A 15,036-nucleotide genomic window follows, 5' to 3' on the forward strand; every position below is an offset into this window, starting at 1 on the left:
AGTTGAATGTAGAGTTGTAGTATAAAAACTGCTGCTTCTATAATGAGATTCCTATTCATCATTAATGGTGAGACATTATGTTAAGCTAATCCTTTAGTTTCGGATTAAAGTTTTTTTATATTTTTTTAAAATGACGGACACAAAAACGCATATACCTCCGAATTATATATATGGATAACATAAATATGTATATAAAAGGGGAGAAATAAGATGAAAGAAAAAAAAGAAATGTTTCAAGAAATCGCTGAGGTGTTAAAGGTATTGGCGCATCCAGTTCGTCTATCTTTAGTAAAAATAATGCTTGCAAAAGGTCCTACTAATGTAACAACAATGTATGGGGATTTACAAATGCCTCAAAGTACAATTAGTCAACATTTATCTAAACTAAAAGCTGCTAAAATGGTTACAGGTACTCGGAAAGGATTAGAAATTTATTATGAGGTAACTGACAATCGCACAAAATCAATATTAGCATGTTTAGTTTAAATGATGATTTCTATTTCAAAATAAAAAGCGCTATTCTTTTCTATGATTTTACAGAGAGAATAGCGTTTTTTATTTTTAAGGAGTATCTTTTTATATGCCTATAGAATGGAGTGAAAGGTTTATGGGTTTAAATGTACCTACTATTACCTTAGGTTCTAATGCGTCTAATAATGAAAAAATTCTCGGTTTAGGGGTGCTTCTTTATAGCTTACGTACAATTGAGATTAGAAAAAGTAGAGCGAACGTTTAATGAGGCGGAAGTAGTGTTTAAATGCGAAACTTTATAGAAATCTCATTTTTCTAATTGTATCTTTTTAGATTGATGGATGTGGGGTCACGTCCATCAATCTAAGAAAACAAGTTAGCTAAAAAATGATGAAAATAAACTTTATAGAAATAAAAAATATGAACGTAGAGGATTAAACAAAGTATATAGTGCTTTTTTAGTCATGTAATCTTTTAATCTGATGATCTTTTCCCCATTCAAACAGATTATCCATTATTTGCATTAAAGATTTTCCGTATTCACTTAGTGTGTACTCAACCTTTGGTGGAACTTCTTGATATACGGTACGATAGATAATCCCATCAGCTTCAAGTTGCCGAAGTTGTTGTGTAAGAACCTTTTGTGTAATGTTTGGGATTTCTCGTTTAATTTCATTTGTTCGCATTTTTCCATCTGACAAAATACATAAAATATGAACTTTCCATTTTCCACCGATTACATCGAGTGTTGTTGCAATTGGGCAATTATCATTTTGATTCATATAACACCTCCACAGGTACTTTAAGGTTCCTATAGCACTTTAAAGTACGTACTTTTCAATTATATGTGACTCATTCATACTAATACGTAAAGGGTTGAATAATTTATAAAGGGGATGAAAAAAGATGAAAACACTTGTAATTGTAGCACATCCTGATATTGAAAAATCAAAAATTAATAAAAGATGGATTGAAGAACTTGAGAAATATTCGGATGAAATTACGGTGCATGAATTGTATAAAGTGGCACCGAATTGGGAGTTTAATATTGAAGAAGAGCAAAAGTTATTAGTAGAACATGACAGATATATATTTCAATTTCCGCTTTACTGGTACAGCTCACCACCATTATTAAAAAAATGGTTCGATGATGTATTAACATATGGATTTGCGTACGGATCTAAAGGAGATAAAGTGAAGGGGAAAGAATTTGGTGTAGCTATTTCTATAGGTGGATTAGAAAAAGACTATGAAAATAGTGGAATTACAATGGATGAGTTGACGAAACCATTCCAAGCTACATGCTTATACACAGGTATGGAATTTATACCTTCCTTTTATTTATATGGTGCAGAATATAAACTAAGCGATGAAGAGATTGATAAAAGTGCACCTGAGTATGTGCAATATGTGATGAACAAGAAGTATTCTAATATATAATGGGAAATATCCATTTACTTGTAAAGTAAATGGATATTTTATATTCTTCTTATATTCACTAAGTGTAATCTTTAGTAAATTAATAGTTAATCTGGTAAAATAAAAAACCTAACATATATAAAGGGGAGTTTTACTTGAGAACGATGCGACAATTATTACAAAAGAGAGCAATGCAATCACCAAATTTGGAAGCGCTTGTAGGGGGGAAGAAAAGATATTCGTTTCAGCAATATAATGAACGAGTAAATCAGTTTGCACATTATTTGTTACATAATAGTGTGCAAAGAGGAGATCGTATAGGAATACTATGCAAAAATAATCACCCATTTCCAAGCATTATGATGGCAAGTTTAAAAATTGGAGCGGTATTTATTCCGCTAAATCATCAGCTGACTGTTTATGAATTAGAAACGATTGTAAAAGAAGCGAAATTAAAAGTGTTAGTTATTGATGAAGAATTTAATGAAGTGTTATTAAAGGTTGATGCTGTTAAAGAAATTCCTTATGTAATTCAAACAACAAAAGAAGGCTTTGGTTCATTTGAATTAGAGTTGCAAAAACAGCCAACGACAGAACCGAACGTAGAAGTTCATGAAGAAGACGATGCCATTTACTTGTTTACATCAGGAACGACTGGACAGGCAAAAGCATGTGTAATTGGACATAAAAACTTACATCATTATTTTGCTGAAATTGCGGGACAAAGAGAAATCCCAGCAGGTGAACGCTTTTTATCTGTGCATCCATTGTTTCATATGAGTGGCGTGCTTTCTATTTTAAATTGTATTTATCATGGCGTTACGATGATCTTCTTAGCTGATTCGAATCCTGCTCTTATTTGGGATAAGATTGAAGAAGAGAAAATTACTACGATGCTTGCTTTCCCAGCCGTTTATAGTTACATGCTTGATGAACTAAATAAAAAAGAACGTAACATTTCAACCTTTAAAGTAGCACAAAGCGGTGGTACAAAAGTGCCAGAAACACTCATTCAAAAATATATGGAAAAAGGCATATATATGGTGCAAGGCTATGGTAGTACAGAAGGTTGGGTTGTAACCTCATGGCATCCAATGATGGGAAAAGAAAAGATGTCTTCTGTAGGAAAGACCTTGAAAAATGTAGAGGTGAAAATTGTTCATCCGGAAACAGGACATGAACTAACAACAAATGAAGTTGGAGAGATTCATGTGAAAAGTCCATACATGTTTAAAGGATATTGGAATAATGAAAAGGCGACAAAGAAGGTAGTAAAAGATAACTGGTTTAACATGGGTGATGCTGGCATGATAGATGATGATGGATTCCTGCATATTATGGGAAGATATAAAGACGTTATTATACGCGGTGGTGACAACGTATATCCAGATCAAGTAGAAGATGTTATTCATGAAATACATGGTGTTTTAGAAGTTGCAGTAGTTGGAGTTCCAGATGACTTTTGGGGAGAGGTTCCAAGAGCTTACATTGTGAAGGATGGCGAAACAACATTAACAGAAGAAAGTATTCTTCAGTATTGTAAAGAGAAATTAGCAAGCTATAAAATACCAGAAGTAGTATTCATAGATGAGTTACCGAAAAACGCTTTAGGAAAAGTGTTGAAGAGGGAATTACGAGATGCAGTTCTTGTGAAATAGAAAATTATGAAACGATGGAGAACCCAGTTATGTATAAAGCATGACTGGGTTTTTATGTATCAAAAACATAATGATTTACTAGATTTTGTATTTTGTGTAAGATAATAAAGAAAATTCAATTAATATTTCGAGGGATGAAATTAAATGAAGCTATCGTTATTAGAAGTAGAGACGGATAGACTCATTATCCGTCCATTTCAAAAAGCTGATTATGAAAGTTGGTTAGATCGATTTTCTTATTGATTATAAAAATAAAGAAATGGACAAATAAGGGGAAAAGAAAATGAAGACTATAAATGTATTTCATTACGACGCATTTACGAATAAACCAAATAAGGGAAATCCAGCAGGTATTGTATTAGAAGCAGATGGATTAACGGAAGAGGAAATGCAAATTATTGCTGAAAAAGTTGGATATAACGAAACAACTTTTGTTCTTTCCTCAGAAGTAGGAGATATAAGAATGCGCTATTTTACACCTGGTTTTGAAATGGATTTATGTGGTCATGGGACAATAGGGACGATATTTGCCTTGCGCGAAAAAGGTTTATTAGAAGAGAAAAGTAACCTTACGATTGAAACGAAGGCTGGGATTTTACCGATACAAATAGGTGTAAATGAAAATGGAGAAACCTTTATTAAAATGAGACAGGCAGCACCTCAGTTTAAAGAATTTACAGGTTCAACAGAAGAATTAGCTCATAGTATCGGTTTAGAAGTAAATGATTTAGATGTAAGTTTACCGATTGTATATGGAAGTACCGGTAATTGGACTGTAATTGTACCGATTAAAAATCTTAATGCATGTGAGAGAATGAAACCTAATAATGCTGCATTTCCATCAGTATTAAAAGAAATACCTAATGCTTCTATTCACCCAATTTGTCTAGAAACTTATGATGAACTAGCACAAATGCACGGCCGTCATTTTTCATCAGCTTACGCTGGGACGATTGAAGATCCAGTGACAGGAACAGCTTCAGGTGTAATGGGAGCGTATTATGTGGAGTATTTAGAGAAAGGTTTTGAACATGAATTGGGTTTAATCGTTGAGCAAGGACAGGAAATAAATAAAGATGGTCGTGTAACTGTTTATGTAACGAAAGGGATAGAAAACGAAAAGTTACAAATAGATATTGCTGGAACAGCGGTGTATGTGAAAGAGTTTGAAGTTTCAATATAAAGTGAAACTTTAATCAGTGGGGTCTTACTGCCCGGTGAATAGCGGGATAAAAAGAAAGCCCGGAATACATCCGGACTTTCATTATCTGTTCAATACTTCAATGTACGAAGCATTTCCAGTTGTTCTTAAAGCGGAGCGGAAATTATTATTTTCTAACGCCTTAGCAACTTGTTGTAACTGCTGTGCATCATCATGATGAATAAGTAAGCTGTCAGCACCGCTTTCCTCTATATGAATGTGTTCGACATTTCCGATTGCATCATGTACAGCTTTTAAAAATTCAGGTTTCATATTGTCCTCCTATATGTATGTAACGTTGTAATTTAGTATTTCCTTATTTATGAAATATAAAAGTAAATGAAAGGAGAAATAAAAATGAATATAAAGCAGTTTAATGAACATATAACATCACTATTTGGAGAGCATCTTCATAAATATGGCGATGATGAATATGGTTTTACTTATATAAGTAAAGATGAATTTCACAAAATCGGTTACACAACAAATTTAACGTTAGAAACTATTGAAGAAGCGTATCGAAATGGAGTCGATATGATAGTTACACATCATGCGCCGTGGAGTTTTTTATTTGGTATGGAAGAGGCTTGTATTGAGAAATTGAAGCAATATGAAATGAATCATTTTTGGATTCATTTGCCGTTAGATTTTGTAAAGTTTGGCACGTGTACATCGTTATTTAACGAAATTGGGATAGATACAATACTGGAATATTCAACCTATGAGGAAGAAGAACTACCGGGAATAGGAGAATATAAAGAAGCGATTCCTTTTTCAAACTTAGTTGGAAAACTGGAAGAAAAAATGGAAGAGAAAGTGAAGAGCTGGAGAAATCACGATAAACCAGTAAAACGGATTGCGATCTTAACCGGTGCAGGAAACAATACAAATTTGATTGAACGTGCATTAGAAAAAGGATGTGACACGTACATAACAGGTGAAAAAACATTATATACAGTGCAACATGCGAAATTTAAAGGAATTAATTTAATTGTAGGCAGTCATACGTTTACAGAAGTGTTTGGTGTAGAAAGTTTGGTTCTTAAGTTAAAAGAAAGAGATAATTCAATAGAAATTACTAGATTAAATGAAGATCATTTGGAGTGAAGAAATCACATCGCATTACCATAAATGGAATGAACTTTATGATGGAATATTGAAGGAAGCAGTTGAAATGAAATAAAATTATCTTTTGTTATATTAAGATTTTTAGGAGGAATTCCCTTATGTTTGTCAAATAATAGTAAAGTTGTCTTTTGAATTAAGGAAATATTCGGAGTTGAAGGGTGAGAGAATGGACATTTCAATAATCACTGCACAACTAGTTAAGGAAAAAGTTATTTCACATTATCCAAATAGCGTAAAAGCATTAAACGGGGGAACGACAAGTACTATATATTTGTTAGATGAACAATACGTTATAAAGTTGAATGAATCGGATGTCATACGTGAAGAAGCTTATTTTCTTCAGTTTTATAAAAAGGACGAATTATTTCCAAAGCTTTTATATAAGGAACCTTTAAATCGCTATATTGTTTACTCATTCCTTGAGGGCACAACTTCTTGCAAACTAGGCCATAAACGGAGTGTTCTTAGTAAACTTGTAAAGGAAGTTATCAATAAGTATGAAGTAGCTACAGAGGTTGATGGCTGGGGATGGAAAGAAAGCCCAGTTCAATCTTGGAATGAATTTTTAACGACAAATGTGATGGAAGCTCATGGAAATGTAAGACGTTACATAAGTGAGGAAGAGTATAGAACGGTTTTTAAGTTAGCAAATAGTCCAAGTAGGGGGACTGGAATAAATCAGCCATTTTTATTGCATGGTGATCTTGGATTTCATAATTTTATATTTCAAGAGAATAAACTGCACGGTGTAATTGATCCTTTACCAGTGTTAGGAGATCCTATATATGATTTAATTTATGCGTTCTGTTCAACTCCGGAAGATTTAACAAAAGAAACGATTGGTTATGCGATGAAACAATGTGTATTTCATAAAAATGACCGTGATTTATATGAAGAAATAGTCATAGGATTATATTTGCGTATAGATACATGTTTACGGCGCCACCCGAAAGATTTAGAAGATTATTTAGAAGCTTGGCGTTATTGGATGGGTGAGGTTGAGGTGACTTTTTAGTACAAATATTTTGGGGGAGATAGTGAGATGAATGTTGCAGAAGCGAAAAAGGATTTACTGTAATTCCATTATCGGTTACAGTTGCCTATTTACTTACTTTTATAAGTTTATTAATTGAAAATAAAAAAGTAGATCATTATCGACAAAAATCAGCTTAATAAAAATATAGGGATAGGGGAAATTATTATGAAAAATTTCGTTTGTACAACGTGTGGCGTGCAGTATGCAGCGAGTGTAGATGAACCGGTGAGTTGTCATATTTGTGATGAAGAAAGGCAGTATGTGAATCCGAAAGGGCAGTCTTGGACGACTTTAGAAAATTTGCAAACAGATGATACATATAAAAATGAAATAATAGAAGAGGAAAATGGACTTTATAGTATTACGACAAAACCAGGATTTGCGATCGGTCAAACGGCATTTATAGTGAAAACAGAGTCATATCGTTTACTATGGGACTGTATTACGTATTTAGATGAAACGACAATTGCGAAAATAAAAGAGCTTGGTGGATTAGATGCGATTGCATTGTCTCATCCTCATTATTATTCAACGCAAATAGAATGGGCAGAGACATTTGATGTACCAATTTATATACATGAAGATGATAAAGAATGGGTGATGCGCCCAAGTAGTCGTATTATTTATTGGTCTGGTGAGTCTTTACAATTAGCGGATGGGATTACTGTACATCGTCTTGGAGGACATTTTAGTGGTGGTTCTGTATTGCATTGGGAAGAAGGTAATGATGGAAAAGGGATTTTGTTAACAGGTGATATTATTCAAGTTGTAGCGGATGAGCGGTGGGTAAGTTTTATGTATAGCTATCCAAACTTAATTCCATTACCAGCGAGAAAAGTGGAAGAAATGGTGAACCGAGTGAAGCCGTTACAGTTTAATCGTTTATACAATGCTTTTCATCGAGTAGTAAAAGAAAATGCAAACGAGGCAGTTGAACGTTCTGCTGAAAGATATATAAAAGCAATAGAAGGAAAGTTGTTTCATACGTAAAAGGAGAGTAGCTTAATGAAAACGTTAGTATGCTTTGGAGATAGTATTACAGCTGATGAAACATTTTTTGATGGAATGCCGAGATTAACACCACGTTTGCAAGAGATGTTTCCGAAGTGGAAAGTAGTGAATGCAGGTGTTCCAGGGGATAATACATTCGATGCGTTAAATAGGATTGAAGAAGATGTAATATCATATAAACCAGATTTCGTAACAGTTTTTCTTGGTACGAATGATGCAGTTTCTTTTTCTCAAGTGTCATTACAAGCATATAAAGAAAACTTAGAGAAGATTGTGAACCATATTTCATCAGATAAAGTACTACTGATTAGTCCTGCACCAGTTGATGAAGAAAGACAGCGTAATAGAACAAATAGAGTGCTTGGTCAGTATGCAGACGTGGTGGAGAAAGTGGCGAGGGAAACAGGAAGTTATTTTCTAAACGTATTCGCTGAAATGATTCAAGAACGGGATTATAAAAGATTTGTAGAAAATGGTGAAAAAGATGGATTACACTTTGGACCAGAAGGCTATGAGTATGTAGCGAGGTTAATTGGTGAAAAGTTAAAAGGAATTTTATAAGGAGCAAAGCACTTAGTGTTTTGCTTTTTCTTGTTTTTTTGCAGTCTATAAACTTATTCACCGCTGTAATTTGCACAGATATTTTGTTTTTTTATATGCGTAAAAGGTTAGCTCTGTTTTAAAGTAATATAAATTTATTTTTAAAAATTTATATTTCGTAGTTGAAAATCAATAAATGTGTAACTGTAATAGTTACAGTTAGTTTGTTATTTTGAAATATACACATTGAATTACAAGAATGAAAGGAGTTTTTATGTAAATCAAAAAGTTATAAAAATCTATTAATTTTTATAATAAAATAAAAAGCTTTTCGGTTCATACACATTATTAAATATGTTAATTCTAATAGAAAACTAGAGGTGGAAAGATGAAAAATTTTAAAGGTATGTTGATATCATCACTTGCAATTACAACTTTTGCTGGGGTAGGTACGACATTTGTAACAAATACAGTACATGCTGCTAATAACGATTCTAGTAAAATACAAGTTCGTTCTAATAAGAGTATAAACACAACAACTAGCTCGAGATTTCCTGTATTATCAATCAATCCTTATGATGAACCTAGATTTTCGAGACAGGGATATCTTGAAGAGGCACCTTTAGGAATTAATGCTCCTTATGCCTGGGGAATTAAAGGAGGAGATGGTCAAGGAGCAACCTTTGTAGATTTGGAAGAAGGCTGGTTATTAAATCATGAAGATTTAGTCGGTCAAAATATTGAATTTATGTCTGGAAAAATGAGTAATGATCTTTCTCATGGTACTTCAGTTCTAGGTGTTGTTTCTGCAGCTGACAATCGGATTGGGAACATTGGGATTGCACCAAAAGCAAAGGCAAAAGTAATTTCAGTGATCCGAGATAATGGGAGAATCGATGTAAGAGATGCTATTTTAAGTGCCGTAGATTCTTTACAGGCTGGAGATGTTTTATTAATAGAAGAATCCTTTAAATATGATGGATATGGAGATGACCCTTTACCAGTAGAAGTATACCCGAGTATATTTAACGCAATTCGCAAAGGTACAGATAAAGGCATTATTATTGTAGAAACAGCTGGTAATGGTGGGATTGATTTAGATGAATTTAAAGACCGTAATGGTAAACAGATTTTAAATCGAAATAGTCCAGACTTTAAAGATTCAGGAGCTATTATAGTTGGAGCATCTACTGCAAGAGTTCCTCATAAACGTTTAGGTTTCTCTAACTATGGTAGTAGAATTGATGTATATGGTTGGGGAGAGTATGTTGACACATTAGATACATATCAAAATCAAAATAGTAAAGGACAAAAAGTTACAGATCAGAGTATAATGAATCGTTATACTTCTAATTTCCGTGGTACTTCTAGCGCTTCGCCTATAATCGCTGGGGCTGCTGTATCAATTCAAGGGATTGCTAAAGAACATTTAGGTAAGGCATATACACCAAAAGAATTGAGAGCAATTTTAAGTAATCCTAATACAGGCACAAAGTCTAATAATCCATCATCTGATAAAATAGGGGTTTTACCAGATTTAAAAGCGATTTTGTCTAACCTTGGTTTTCATAGTGATTTGACTACCAATGATTCTATGGTATTTCCAGATAACGTAGAAAAAAATGAAGGAAAAGAAAATTCAACTTTCGTATTTCCAGGTGAAGAAACAAAAAAACAGGGGATAAAAATTCAACTGTAACATTCCCAGAAGAAGATTTAAAACAGGAGGAAAAAGAAGAGGGATTAATTGTTTTTCCTGATTAATAAAAAAATACTACCTTCCATTTGGAGGTAGTATTTTTTATTTCTTGTCATTAACAAGCAGGCATGAAATTTGTATTTGTTTATCTTTCATAATGAACTTAACCACAAAGTCGAATGTTTGACTGTTAATTAACTTTTTCGTCTCAATCAATTACATGAATCAATCTAGAAATGCTTGCTGCAATGCTTTCAGTCCATCGCTGTATATACCATGAAACAGATTTATTGCCTCTTCATCACTAACTGCAACAGGAGTGAACGTACCAGACCACTCTACTAACGATGTGTTACTTTCAGTACTTTCTTTAACTTGGATTGTAGATAAATAATTAGTGACCGGGAACGGTGCATTCATGATTGAATACGTGTAGTAGCGTTCCTTATCATTGAATACTTCTAAGCGTTCTATAATTGTTTCACCATCTGGATTAGCTAGATGACGTACACGACCGCCTTCAGTTAATTTACTGCTAGGTATATAAGGTAACCAGTCTGGAAGGGAGTTGAAACCTCCAATTAATTGCCATACTTGTTCAGGTGATCCAAAAATTTCCATAGATATAGTAGTATATGCCATGTTCATTACGCTCCTTTTCATCCCGGTATTTACGGGTAAATAATCAGTAGAGAATAAATCGCCCCACTGATTAAAGTTTCACTTTATAGGTCCATAACTTATAGTGAGAACGAATTTTATCGTGGATTTTTTATTTAATATATAATTATAAAGTTAAAACTATATACTTTTAATGATTAAATTATATAATAAATATAGAAACGAAAATTTATGAGCAAGGAAGTTGAAAAATATGACATTAACAATGGGCTTTATTGGATTTGGAAAGTCAGCTAACCGCTATCACTTACCTTATGTAAACACGCGTAATAATATAAAAATAAAAACGATTTTTGTACGTCAAATAAATGAAAAATTAGCGGCTCCATATAAGGGAAAAGGTGTTTACTTCACTACTGATTTGGACGAATTGTTGAATGACAAGGAAATTCAAGTGGTGACGGTCTGTACGCCAGCACATACGCATTACGAATTAGCGAAAAAAGTTATACTTGCTGGAAAATCAGTTATCGTTGAAAAACCATTTTGCGATACAGTGGAACATGCGAAAGAATTATTAGCTTTAGGACGAGAAAAAGGTGTAGTAGTTATGCCTTATCAAAACCGCCGTTTTGATGGTGATTTTTTAGCTGTGAAGCAAGTAATTGAACAAGGATTCCTTGGTGATATTATTGAGATTGAATCACATATTGATTATTTCCGTCCTGGTTCAATCACTCATGAAGCTCCAAAAGAAGAAGGTTCATTTTACAGTTTAGGTATTCATACGATGGACCGTATGATTTCACTATTCGGCCGTCCAGATACGGTTACATACGATATTCGTAATAATGAAATGGAAGGTGCGGTTGATAACTATTTCGATGTTGGTTTACATTACGGAAATCAGTTGAAGATTAAGCTGAAAACGAACCATGTCGTAGCAAAAGATTATCCACGCTTTATCGTTCATGGAACAAACGGATCATTTATTAAATATGGTGAAGATCAGCAGGAAAATGATTTGAAAGCGGGTGTTATGCCTGAGAGTGCAGGATTTGGTGAAGATTCACCGATGTACTATGGAGTTGCTAAGTATCGTAATGCAAATGGTGACTGGATTGAAAAACAAATTAAAACGCCACTTGGTGATTACGGTCGTTTCTATGATGCCGCGTATGAAACAATTATAAATGGTGCACCAAAACTTGTGAAAGACGAAGAAGCGGTAACGAATATTGAAATCTTAGAAAATGGATTTGCTGCCCCATCACCTTCAGTTTACAAACTTGAGGCTTTACATTTGAATGAATAGAAGAGAGTTTGCAGTATAAAGGAGGTATGAAAATGGCAAGGGGATCAACACAAGTAAAATACCTCGGCATTTATCAAAAGATTAAACAGCAAATTTTAGATGGTGAATATAAAATCAACGAAAAAATTCCGAGTAGCCCCGTCCTTGCTGAAGAATTTGGTGTTTCAGCCCTTACTATTAAGAAAGCGCTGGATCTATTAGTTAGAGATGGCTACATCATCCGCCGGCGCGGAAGTGGAACAGTGGTGCAAGATTGGCGTCAACAGGAAAAGGCACGAATGATTCAAACTTTAACGGGTACGAAAGCTGTATACGGCAGTGAGGTAGAAAGTAAAATTATCGAGTTTGCGATTGTTGGGGCTGATGAAGTAGTTGCTGAGAAATTGGGAGTTTCAATCGGTGATTTCGTCTATAAAATCATTCGCCTCCGCATCATTCACAGCATTCCGACGATTATGGAGCATACATGGATGCCAATTTTGGTTATCCCAGGTGTTGAGGCTTCTGTTTTAGAGGAGTCGATATACTCACATATTCAAAATAAACTTGGTCTTGAAGTAGGGACATCTGTTGTCAGGGTTAAAGGAATTCGCCCAGATGATGGGGAAAAGCAGTTTATGAACTTAACAAATCAGGATTTCCTAATGCGAGTTGAACAAGTAGCTTACTTAACGGATGGACGAACTTTTGAATATTCTTATGCAGATCATCTACCCGAAACATTTGAGTTTGAAACAGTCATTACTGCAAAAAATTATAAAGAGATATAAAAATCGGTTGAGGCAAGTATTGTCTCAACTGCTCCTATTATACGTTAATAGAATGAATCCAAGACTTAACATTTGATTTATAGAACTGTAAAGTTTAAAATTACAGTATAGTTTTTAGAAGTGAGTTGTTATCGTCTGTAAAATGTAGATAAATTAAATATTCTCGAATAAATAATATTGCTTGTGTTTGATTCTAAACTGTAATTTTTTTTAATACATTTCAATAACCGATGTTTAAAATGTACGTTTCATAACATTAAAGGAGTGAGTTAAATATGGTAATTCTATATACAACAGCAAGCTGTGCCTCATGCCGAAAAGCGAAAGCATGGCTTGAAGAGCATCAAATTGATTATATTGAAAAAAACATCGTATCAAATTCTATGACAGTTGATGAGCTTAAATCGATTCTTCGTTTAACTGAAGAGGGGGCTACTGAAATTATTTCAACTAGATCCAAAACTTTTCAGGACTTAAATATAAATATTGAGGAGCTCTCGCTCAATGAATTTTATACATTAATAATTGAGCATCCACTAATGTTACGTCGCCCGATTATGCTGGACGAAAAAAGATTGCAGATTGGTTTTAATGAGGAAGAAATTCGTAAATTTTTACCACGTAGCGTTCGAACGTTTTTGAACATTGAATTGCAAAAATTGGCCAATTAATAAGTAGTATTTTTAGAAAAAGTTTTTTGAAAGGAGGAAGCAGAAGATGATTGAAGTATGTGTTACAGTTAATTATAATGATAGAAATTATCAAACAAATGTTATTGTGAGTAAAGATACGATTTGGACAAAAATTAAACAGTTGGCAGAAGAACAAGTGAAGAAACAGTGGAGTGTTTAATTTTATTTTCAACTTAAAAAGCTAAATGAAGTTATCAGATATAGGTGGGACCGGATAGAATATAAGAGAATTAATTTTTTATGGCAAGAAGCATTCCACATGTTTTAACGTTCTAACCAATCTGTAATATTTATGGCTACAGTATGTTAATATATGAGAAACAATATTTTTAATCGTAGGAGGAAAATCATGAACAGCGACTTTACCTTGGCCATACACAGTTTAACTTATTTAGCTTTACAGCCAGACCGGATGTCAACAAGTAATGCTATTTCAGAAAGTGCAGGTGTTCATCCAGTACGCATTCGCAAAGTACTAAGTTTGTTAAAAAAACATAAGTTTATACAATCGAAAGAGGGGACTGGTGGCGGTTTTATTTTCGCTCGCGATTTAGATGAAATTAATCTTTGGCATATTTATCAGATAACCTCTGAAGGTGCTTTGCAGCCGAAGTGTCCAGAATCAAACAATCAGTGTGTTGTAGGTTCGAATATGCGAAAAGTTCTTTTCGCTATTTTCTTAGGTGCTGAAGAGCATCTAGGTGAATACTTAAAGAATTATACAATGAAAGAAGTTGTTGACCTTATCAATCAAGAGCGTTAAGCGGCTTAATTATTATATAGCCGTGAGTTCTTAACACTTAAATGTAATGAAAAATATTACAGTATAATTTGTTTTTATATCTTTTTTATCGTCACAAAAAATATTTATAGGAAGGTGAAACGGTATGATGTCAAATAATAATCATGTTTTAAAAGTAGGAGATTGGGTTCGTGGAATATCAAATGAAGGTGAATTAATAGTTGGTTATATTGTATCACTTGATGATGTAGAGGATATAGTTACAGTTAGTATTGTGAAACGTGACGGCCAGTACACAATAAACGAAGCGATTTTACTCTTTAGTAAACACGTTAACAAACTCCCTGAATCAAAGGTAATAAATAAGGAACAAATCCTTTATCTTATAGATCTTGCATTATTAACAGGGGATGAAGAATGGTTTATCGAGCTTTCTTCAAAATTAAACTCGATAAAAGAGCTAGTTAATGAGGGATTTTAAAATTTAAACTTTTGAGGGTGCACACAATCCGCCTTATGGGACACAATTACTTTTCGCATAAAAGGAAATGATGTAAAAACGATTCATTACAAACATAGAGGTATCCCTGAAGAAGAGCCGAACAAACTACAATTAAGATGATATTGAAGTGATTTGTTTGTGTATTCTTGATAACGATAATTATGGTGCGACAAGAAGTCGCATTCCCACAGGGTAGCTTCTGCTACTAGATTAGATGCAAAGTCTATCTCC

At 33.7% G+C, this 15,036-nt stretch carries 18 protein-coding genes and 4 pseudogenes; 19 read left to right on the plus strand and 3 right to left on the minus strand.

Annotated features, from left to right (window positions below; translation table 11 throughout):
- Nucleotides 1-210: 210 nt before the first annotated feature.
- Entirely contained in the window at nt 211-486 is a 276-nt protein-coding gene (locus QO049_RS20035; RefSeq protein WP_000660066.1) for an ArsR/SmtB family transcription factor, read from the plus strand.
- Nucleotides 487-580: 94 nt separating this feature from the next.
- On the plus strand, nt 581-736 hold the full coding sequence (locus QO049_RS20040) for a hypothetical protein (protein ID WP_284489410.1): 156 nt from the start codon (nt 581-583) through the stop codon (nt 734-736).
- 193 nt (nt 737-929) lie between these two features.
- Here the strand turns inward: QO049_RS20040 and QO049_RS20045 are convergent, their stop codons facing one another.
- Nucleotides 930-1,253 carry a winged helix-turn-helix transcriptional regulator gene (locus QO049_RS20045; protein WP_001072981.1) on the minus strand — a complete coding sequence of 108 codons (324 nt, stop codon included), beginning with the start codon at nt 1,251-1,253 and terminating at the stop codon, nt 930-932.
- A 124-nt stretch (nt 1,254-1,377) separates the two neighbouring features.
- Between QO049_RS20045 and QO049_RS20050 the strand changes: the two genes are divergently transcribed.
- The 4 genes and pseudogenes from QO049_RS20050 to QO049_RS20065 all read left to right on the plus strand — a co-directional run bounded on the left by QO049_RS20050 (nt 1,378) and on the right by QO049_RS20065 (nt 4,731).
- Nucleotides 1,378-1,911 carry an NAD(P)H-dependent oxidoreductase gene (locus QO049_RS20050; RefSeq protein ID WP_000855231.1) on the plus strand — a complete coding sequence of 178 codons (534 nt, stop codon included), beginning with the start codon at nt 1,378-1,380 and terminating at the stop codon, nt 1,909-1,911.
- A gap of 143 nt (nt 1,912-2,054) precedes the next feature.
- On the plus strand, nt 2,055-3,548 hold the full coding sequence (locus QO049_RS20055; RefSeq protein ID WP_246963086.1) for a class I adenylate-forming enzyme family protein: 1,494 nt from the start codon (nt 2,055-2,057) through the stop codon (nt 3,546-3,548).
- 144 nt (nt 3,549-3,692) lie between these two features.
- Nucleotides 3,693-3,785, plus strand: a pseudogene (locus QO049_RS20060) (GNAT family N-acetyltransferase); the annotation flags it as partial.
- A gap of 46 nt (nt 3,786-3,831) precedes the next feature.
- Nucleotides 3,832-4,731: a PhzF family phenazine biosynthesis isomerase gene (locus QO049_RS20065; RefSeq protein ID WP_098675153.1), complete on the plus strand. Its 900-nt coding sequence runs from the start codon at nt 3,832-3,834 to the stop codon at nt 4,729-4,731.
- A gap of 81 nt (nt 4,732-4,812) precedes the next feature.
- Here the strand turns inward: QO049_RS20065 and QO049_RS20070 are convergent, their stop codons facing one another.
- Nucleotides 4,813-5,022 carry a hypothetical protein gene (locus QO049_RS20070; protein WP_000801651.1) on the minus strand — a complete coding sequence of 70 codons (210 nt, stop codon included), beginning with the start codon at nt 5,020-5,022 and terminating at the stop codon, nt 4,813-4,815.
- 84 nt (nt 5,023-5,106) lie between these two features.
- Here QO049_RS20070 and QO049_RS20075 point away from each other — a divergent pair, with 84 nt between their 5' ends.
- The 6 genes and pseudogenes from QO049_RS20075 (at nt 5,107) to QO049_RS20095 (ending at nt 10,228) form a co-directional block, all read left to right on the plus strand.
- On the plus strand, nt 5,107-5,856 hold the full coding sequence (locus QO049_RS20075) for a Nif3-like dinuclear metal center hexameric protein (RefSeq protein ID WP_016118346.1): 750 nt from the start codon (nt 5,107-5,109) through the stop codon (nt 5,854-5,856).
- 187 nt (nt 5,857-6,043) lie between these two features.
- Nucleotides 6,044-6,892 (plus strand): aminoglycoside phosphotransferase family protein, encoded by an 849-nt coding sequence (locus QO049_RS20080; RefSeq protein WP_246960686.1) that lies wholly within the window; start codon nt 6,044-6,046, stop codon nt 6,890-6,892.
- Nucleotides 6,893-6,933: 41 nt separating this feature from the next.
- A pseudogene (locus QO049_RS30970) lies at nt 6,934-7,050 on the plus strand (DUF7010 family protein); the annotation flags it as partial.
- Between the two features lie 28 nt (nt 7,051-7,078).
- A complete protein-coding gene (locus QO049_RS20085) occupies nt 7,079-7,903 on the plus strand; it encodes an MBL fold metallo-hydrolase (RefSeq protein ID WP_246960684.1) in 825 nt (274 codons plus the stop codon).
- Between the two features lie 15 nt (nt 7,904-7,918).
- Nucleotides 7,919-8,485 carry an SGNH/GDSL hydrolase family protein gene (locus QO049_RS20090; RefSeq protein ID WP_000855202.1) on the plus strand — a complete coding sequence of 189 codons (567 nt, stop codon included), beginning with the start codon at nt 7,919-7,921 and terminating at the stop codon, nt 8,483-8,485.
- A 367-nt stretch (nt 8,486-8,852) separates the two neighbouring features.
- A pseudogene (locus QO049_RS20095) lies at nt 8,853-10,228 on the plus strand (S8 family peptidase).
- Nucleotides 10,229-10,388: 160 nt separating this feature from the next.
- Here QO049_RS20095 and QO049_RS20100 read toward each other — a convergent pair.
- The gene (locus tag QO049_RS20100) at nt 10,389-10,805 is read right to left on the minus strand and encodes an SRPBCC family protein (protein WP_284489411.1); all 417 of its coding nucleotides are present in this window, start codon (nt 10,803-10,805) and stop codon (nt 10,389-10,391) included.
- A 232-nt stretch (nt 10,806-11,037) separates the two neighbouring features.
- On the opposite strand from QO049_RS20100, the gene QO049_RS20105 reads away from it, so the two are divergent.
- The 7 genes and pseudogenes from QO049_RS20105 to QO049_RS20135 all read left to right on the plus strand — a co-directional run.
- Nucleotides 11,038-12,099, plus strand: a complete 1,062-nt coding sequence (locus tag QO049_RS20105) for an oxidoreductase (protein WP_000176647.1) — start codon at nt 11,038-11,040, stop codon at nt 12,097-12,099.
- A gap of 32 nt (nt 12,100-12,131) precedes the next feature.
- On the plus strand, nt 12,132-12,869 hold the full coding sequence (locus QO049_RS20110) for a GntR family transcriptional regulator (protein ID WP_246960677.1): 738 nt from the start codon (nt 12,132-12,134) through the stop codon (nt 12,867-12,869).
- Nucleotides 12,870-13,144: 275 nt separating this feature from the next.
- Nucleotides 13,145-13,540 carry a transcriptional regulator SpxA gene (gene spxA / locus QO049_RS20115; RefSeq protein WP_000236190.1) on the plus strand — a complete coding sequence of 132 codons (396 nt, stop codon included), beginning with the start codon at nt 13,145-13,147 and terminating at the stop codon, nt 13,538-13,540.
- A gap of 46 nt (nt 13,541-13,586) precedes the next feature.
- Entirely contained in the window at nt 13,587-13,721 is a 135-nt protein-coding gene (locus QO049_RS20120; RefSeq protein ID WP_000573532.1) for a BA3454 family stress response protein, read from the plus strand.
- 189 nt (nt 13,722-13,910) lie between these two features.
- Nucleotides 13,911-14,324, plus strand: coding sequence for an Rrf2-family transcriptional regulator SaiR (gene saiR / locus QO049_RS20125; RefSeq protein WP_001083465.1), 414 nt, complete (start codon nt 13,911-13,913; stop codon nt 14,322-14,324).
- 124 nt (nt 14,325-14,448) lie between these two features.
- On the plus strand, nt 14,449-14,784 hold the full coding sequence (locus QO049_RS20130; RefSeq protein ID WP_000987462.1) for an IDEAL domain-containing protein: 336 nt from the start codon (nt 14,449-14,451) through the stop codon (nt 14,782-14,784).
- A gap of 7 nt (nt 14,785-14,791) precedes the next feature.
- Nucleotides 14,792-14,925: pseudogene (locus QO049_RS20135) on the plus strand (DUF3888 domain-containing protein); the annotation flags it as partial.
- Between the last annotated feature and the right edge of the window lie 111 nt (nt 14,926-15,036).

This window comes from Bacillus sp. RB3 (assembly GCF_030164735.1).
Taxonomy (GTDB): domain Bacteria; phylum Bacillota; class Bacilli; order Bacillales; family Bacillaceae_G; genus Bacillus_A; species Bacillus_A cereus.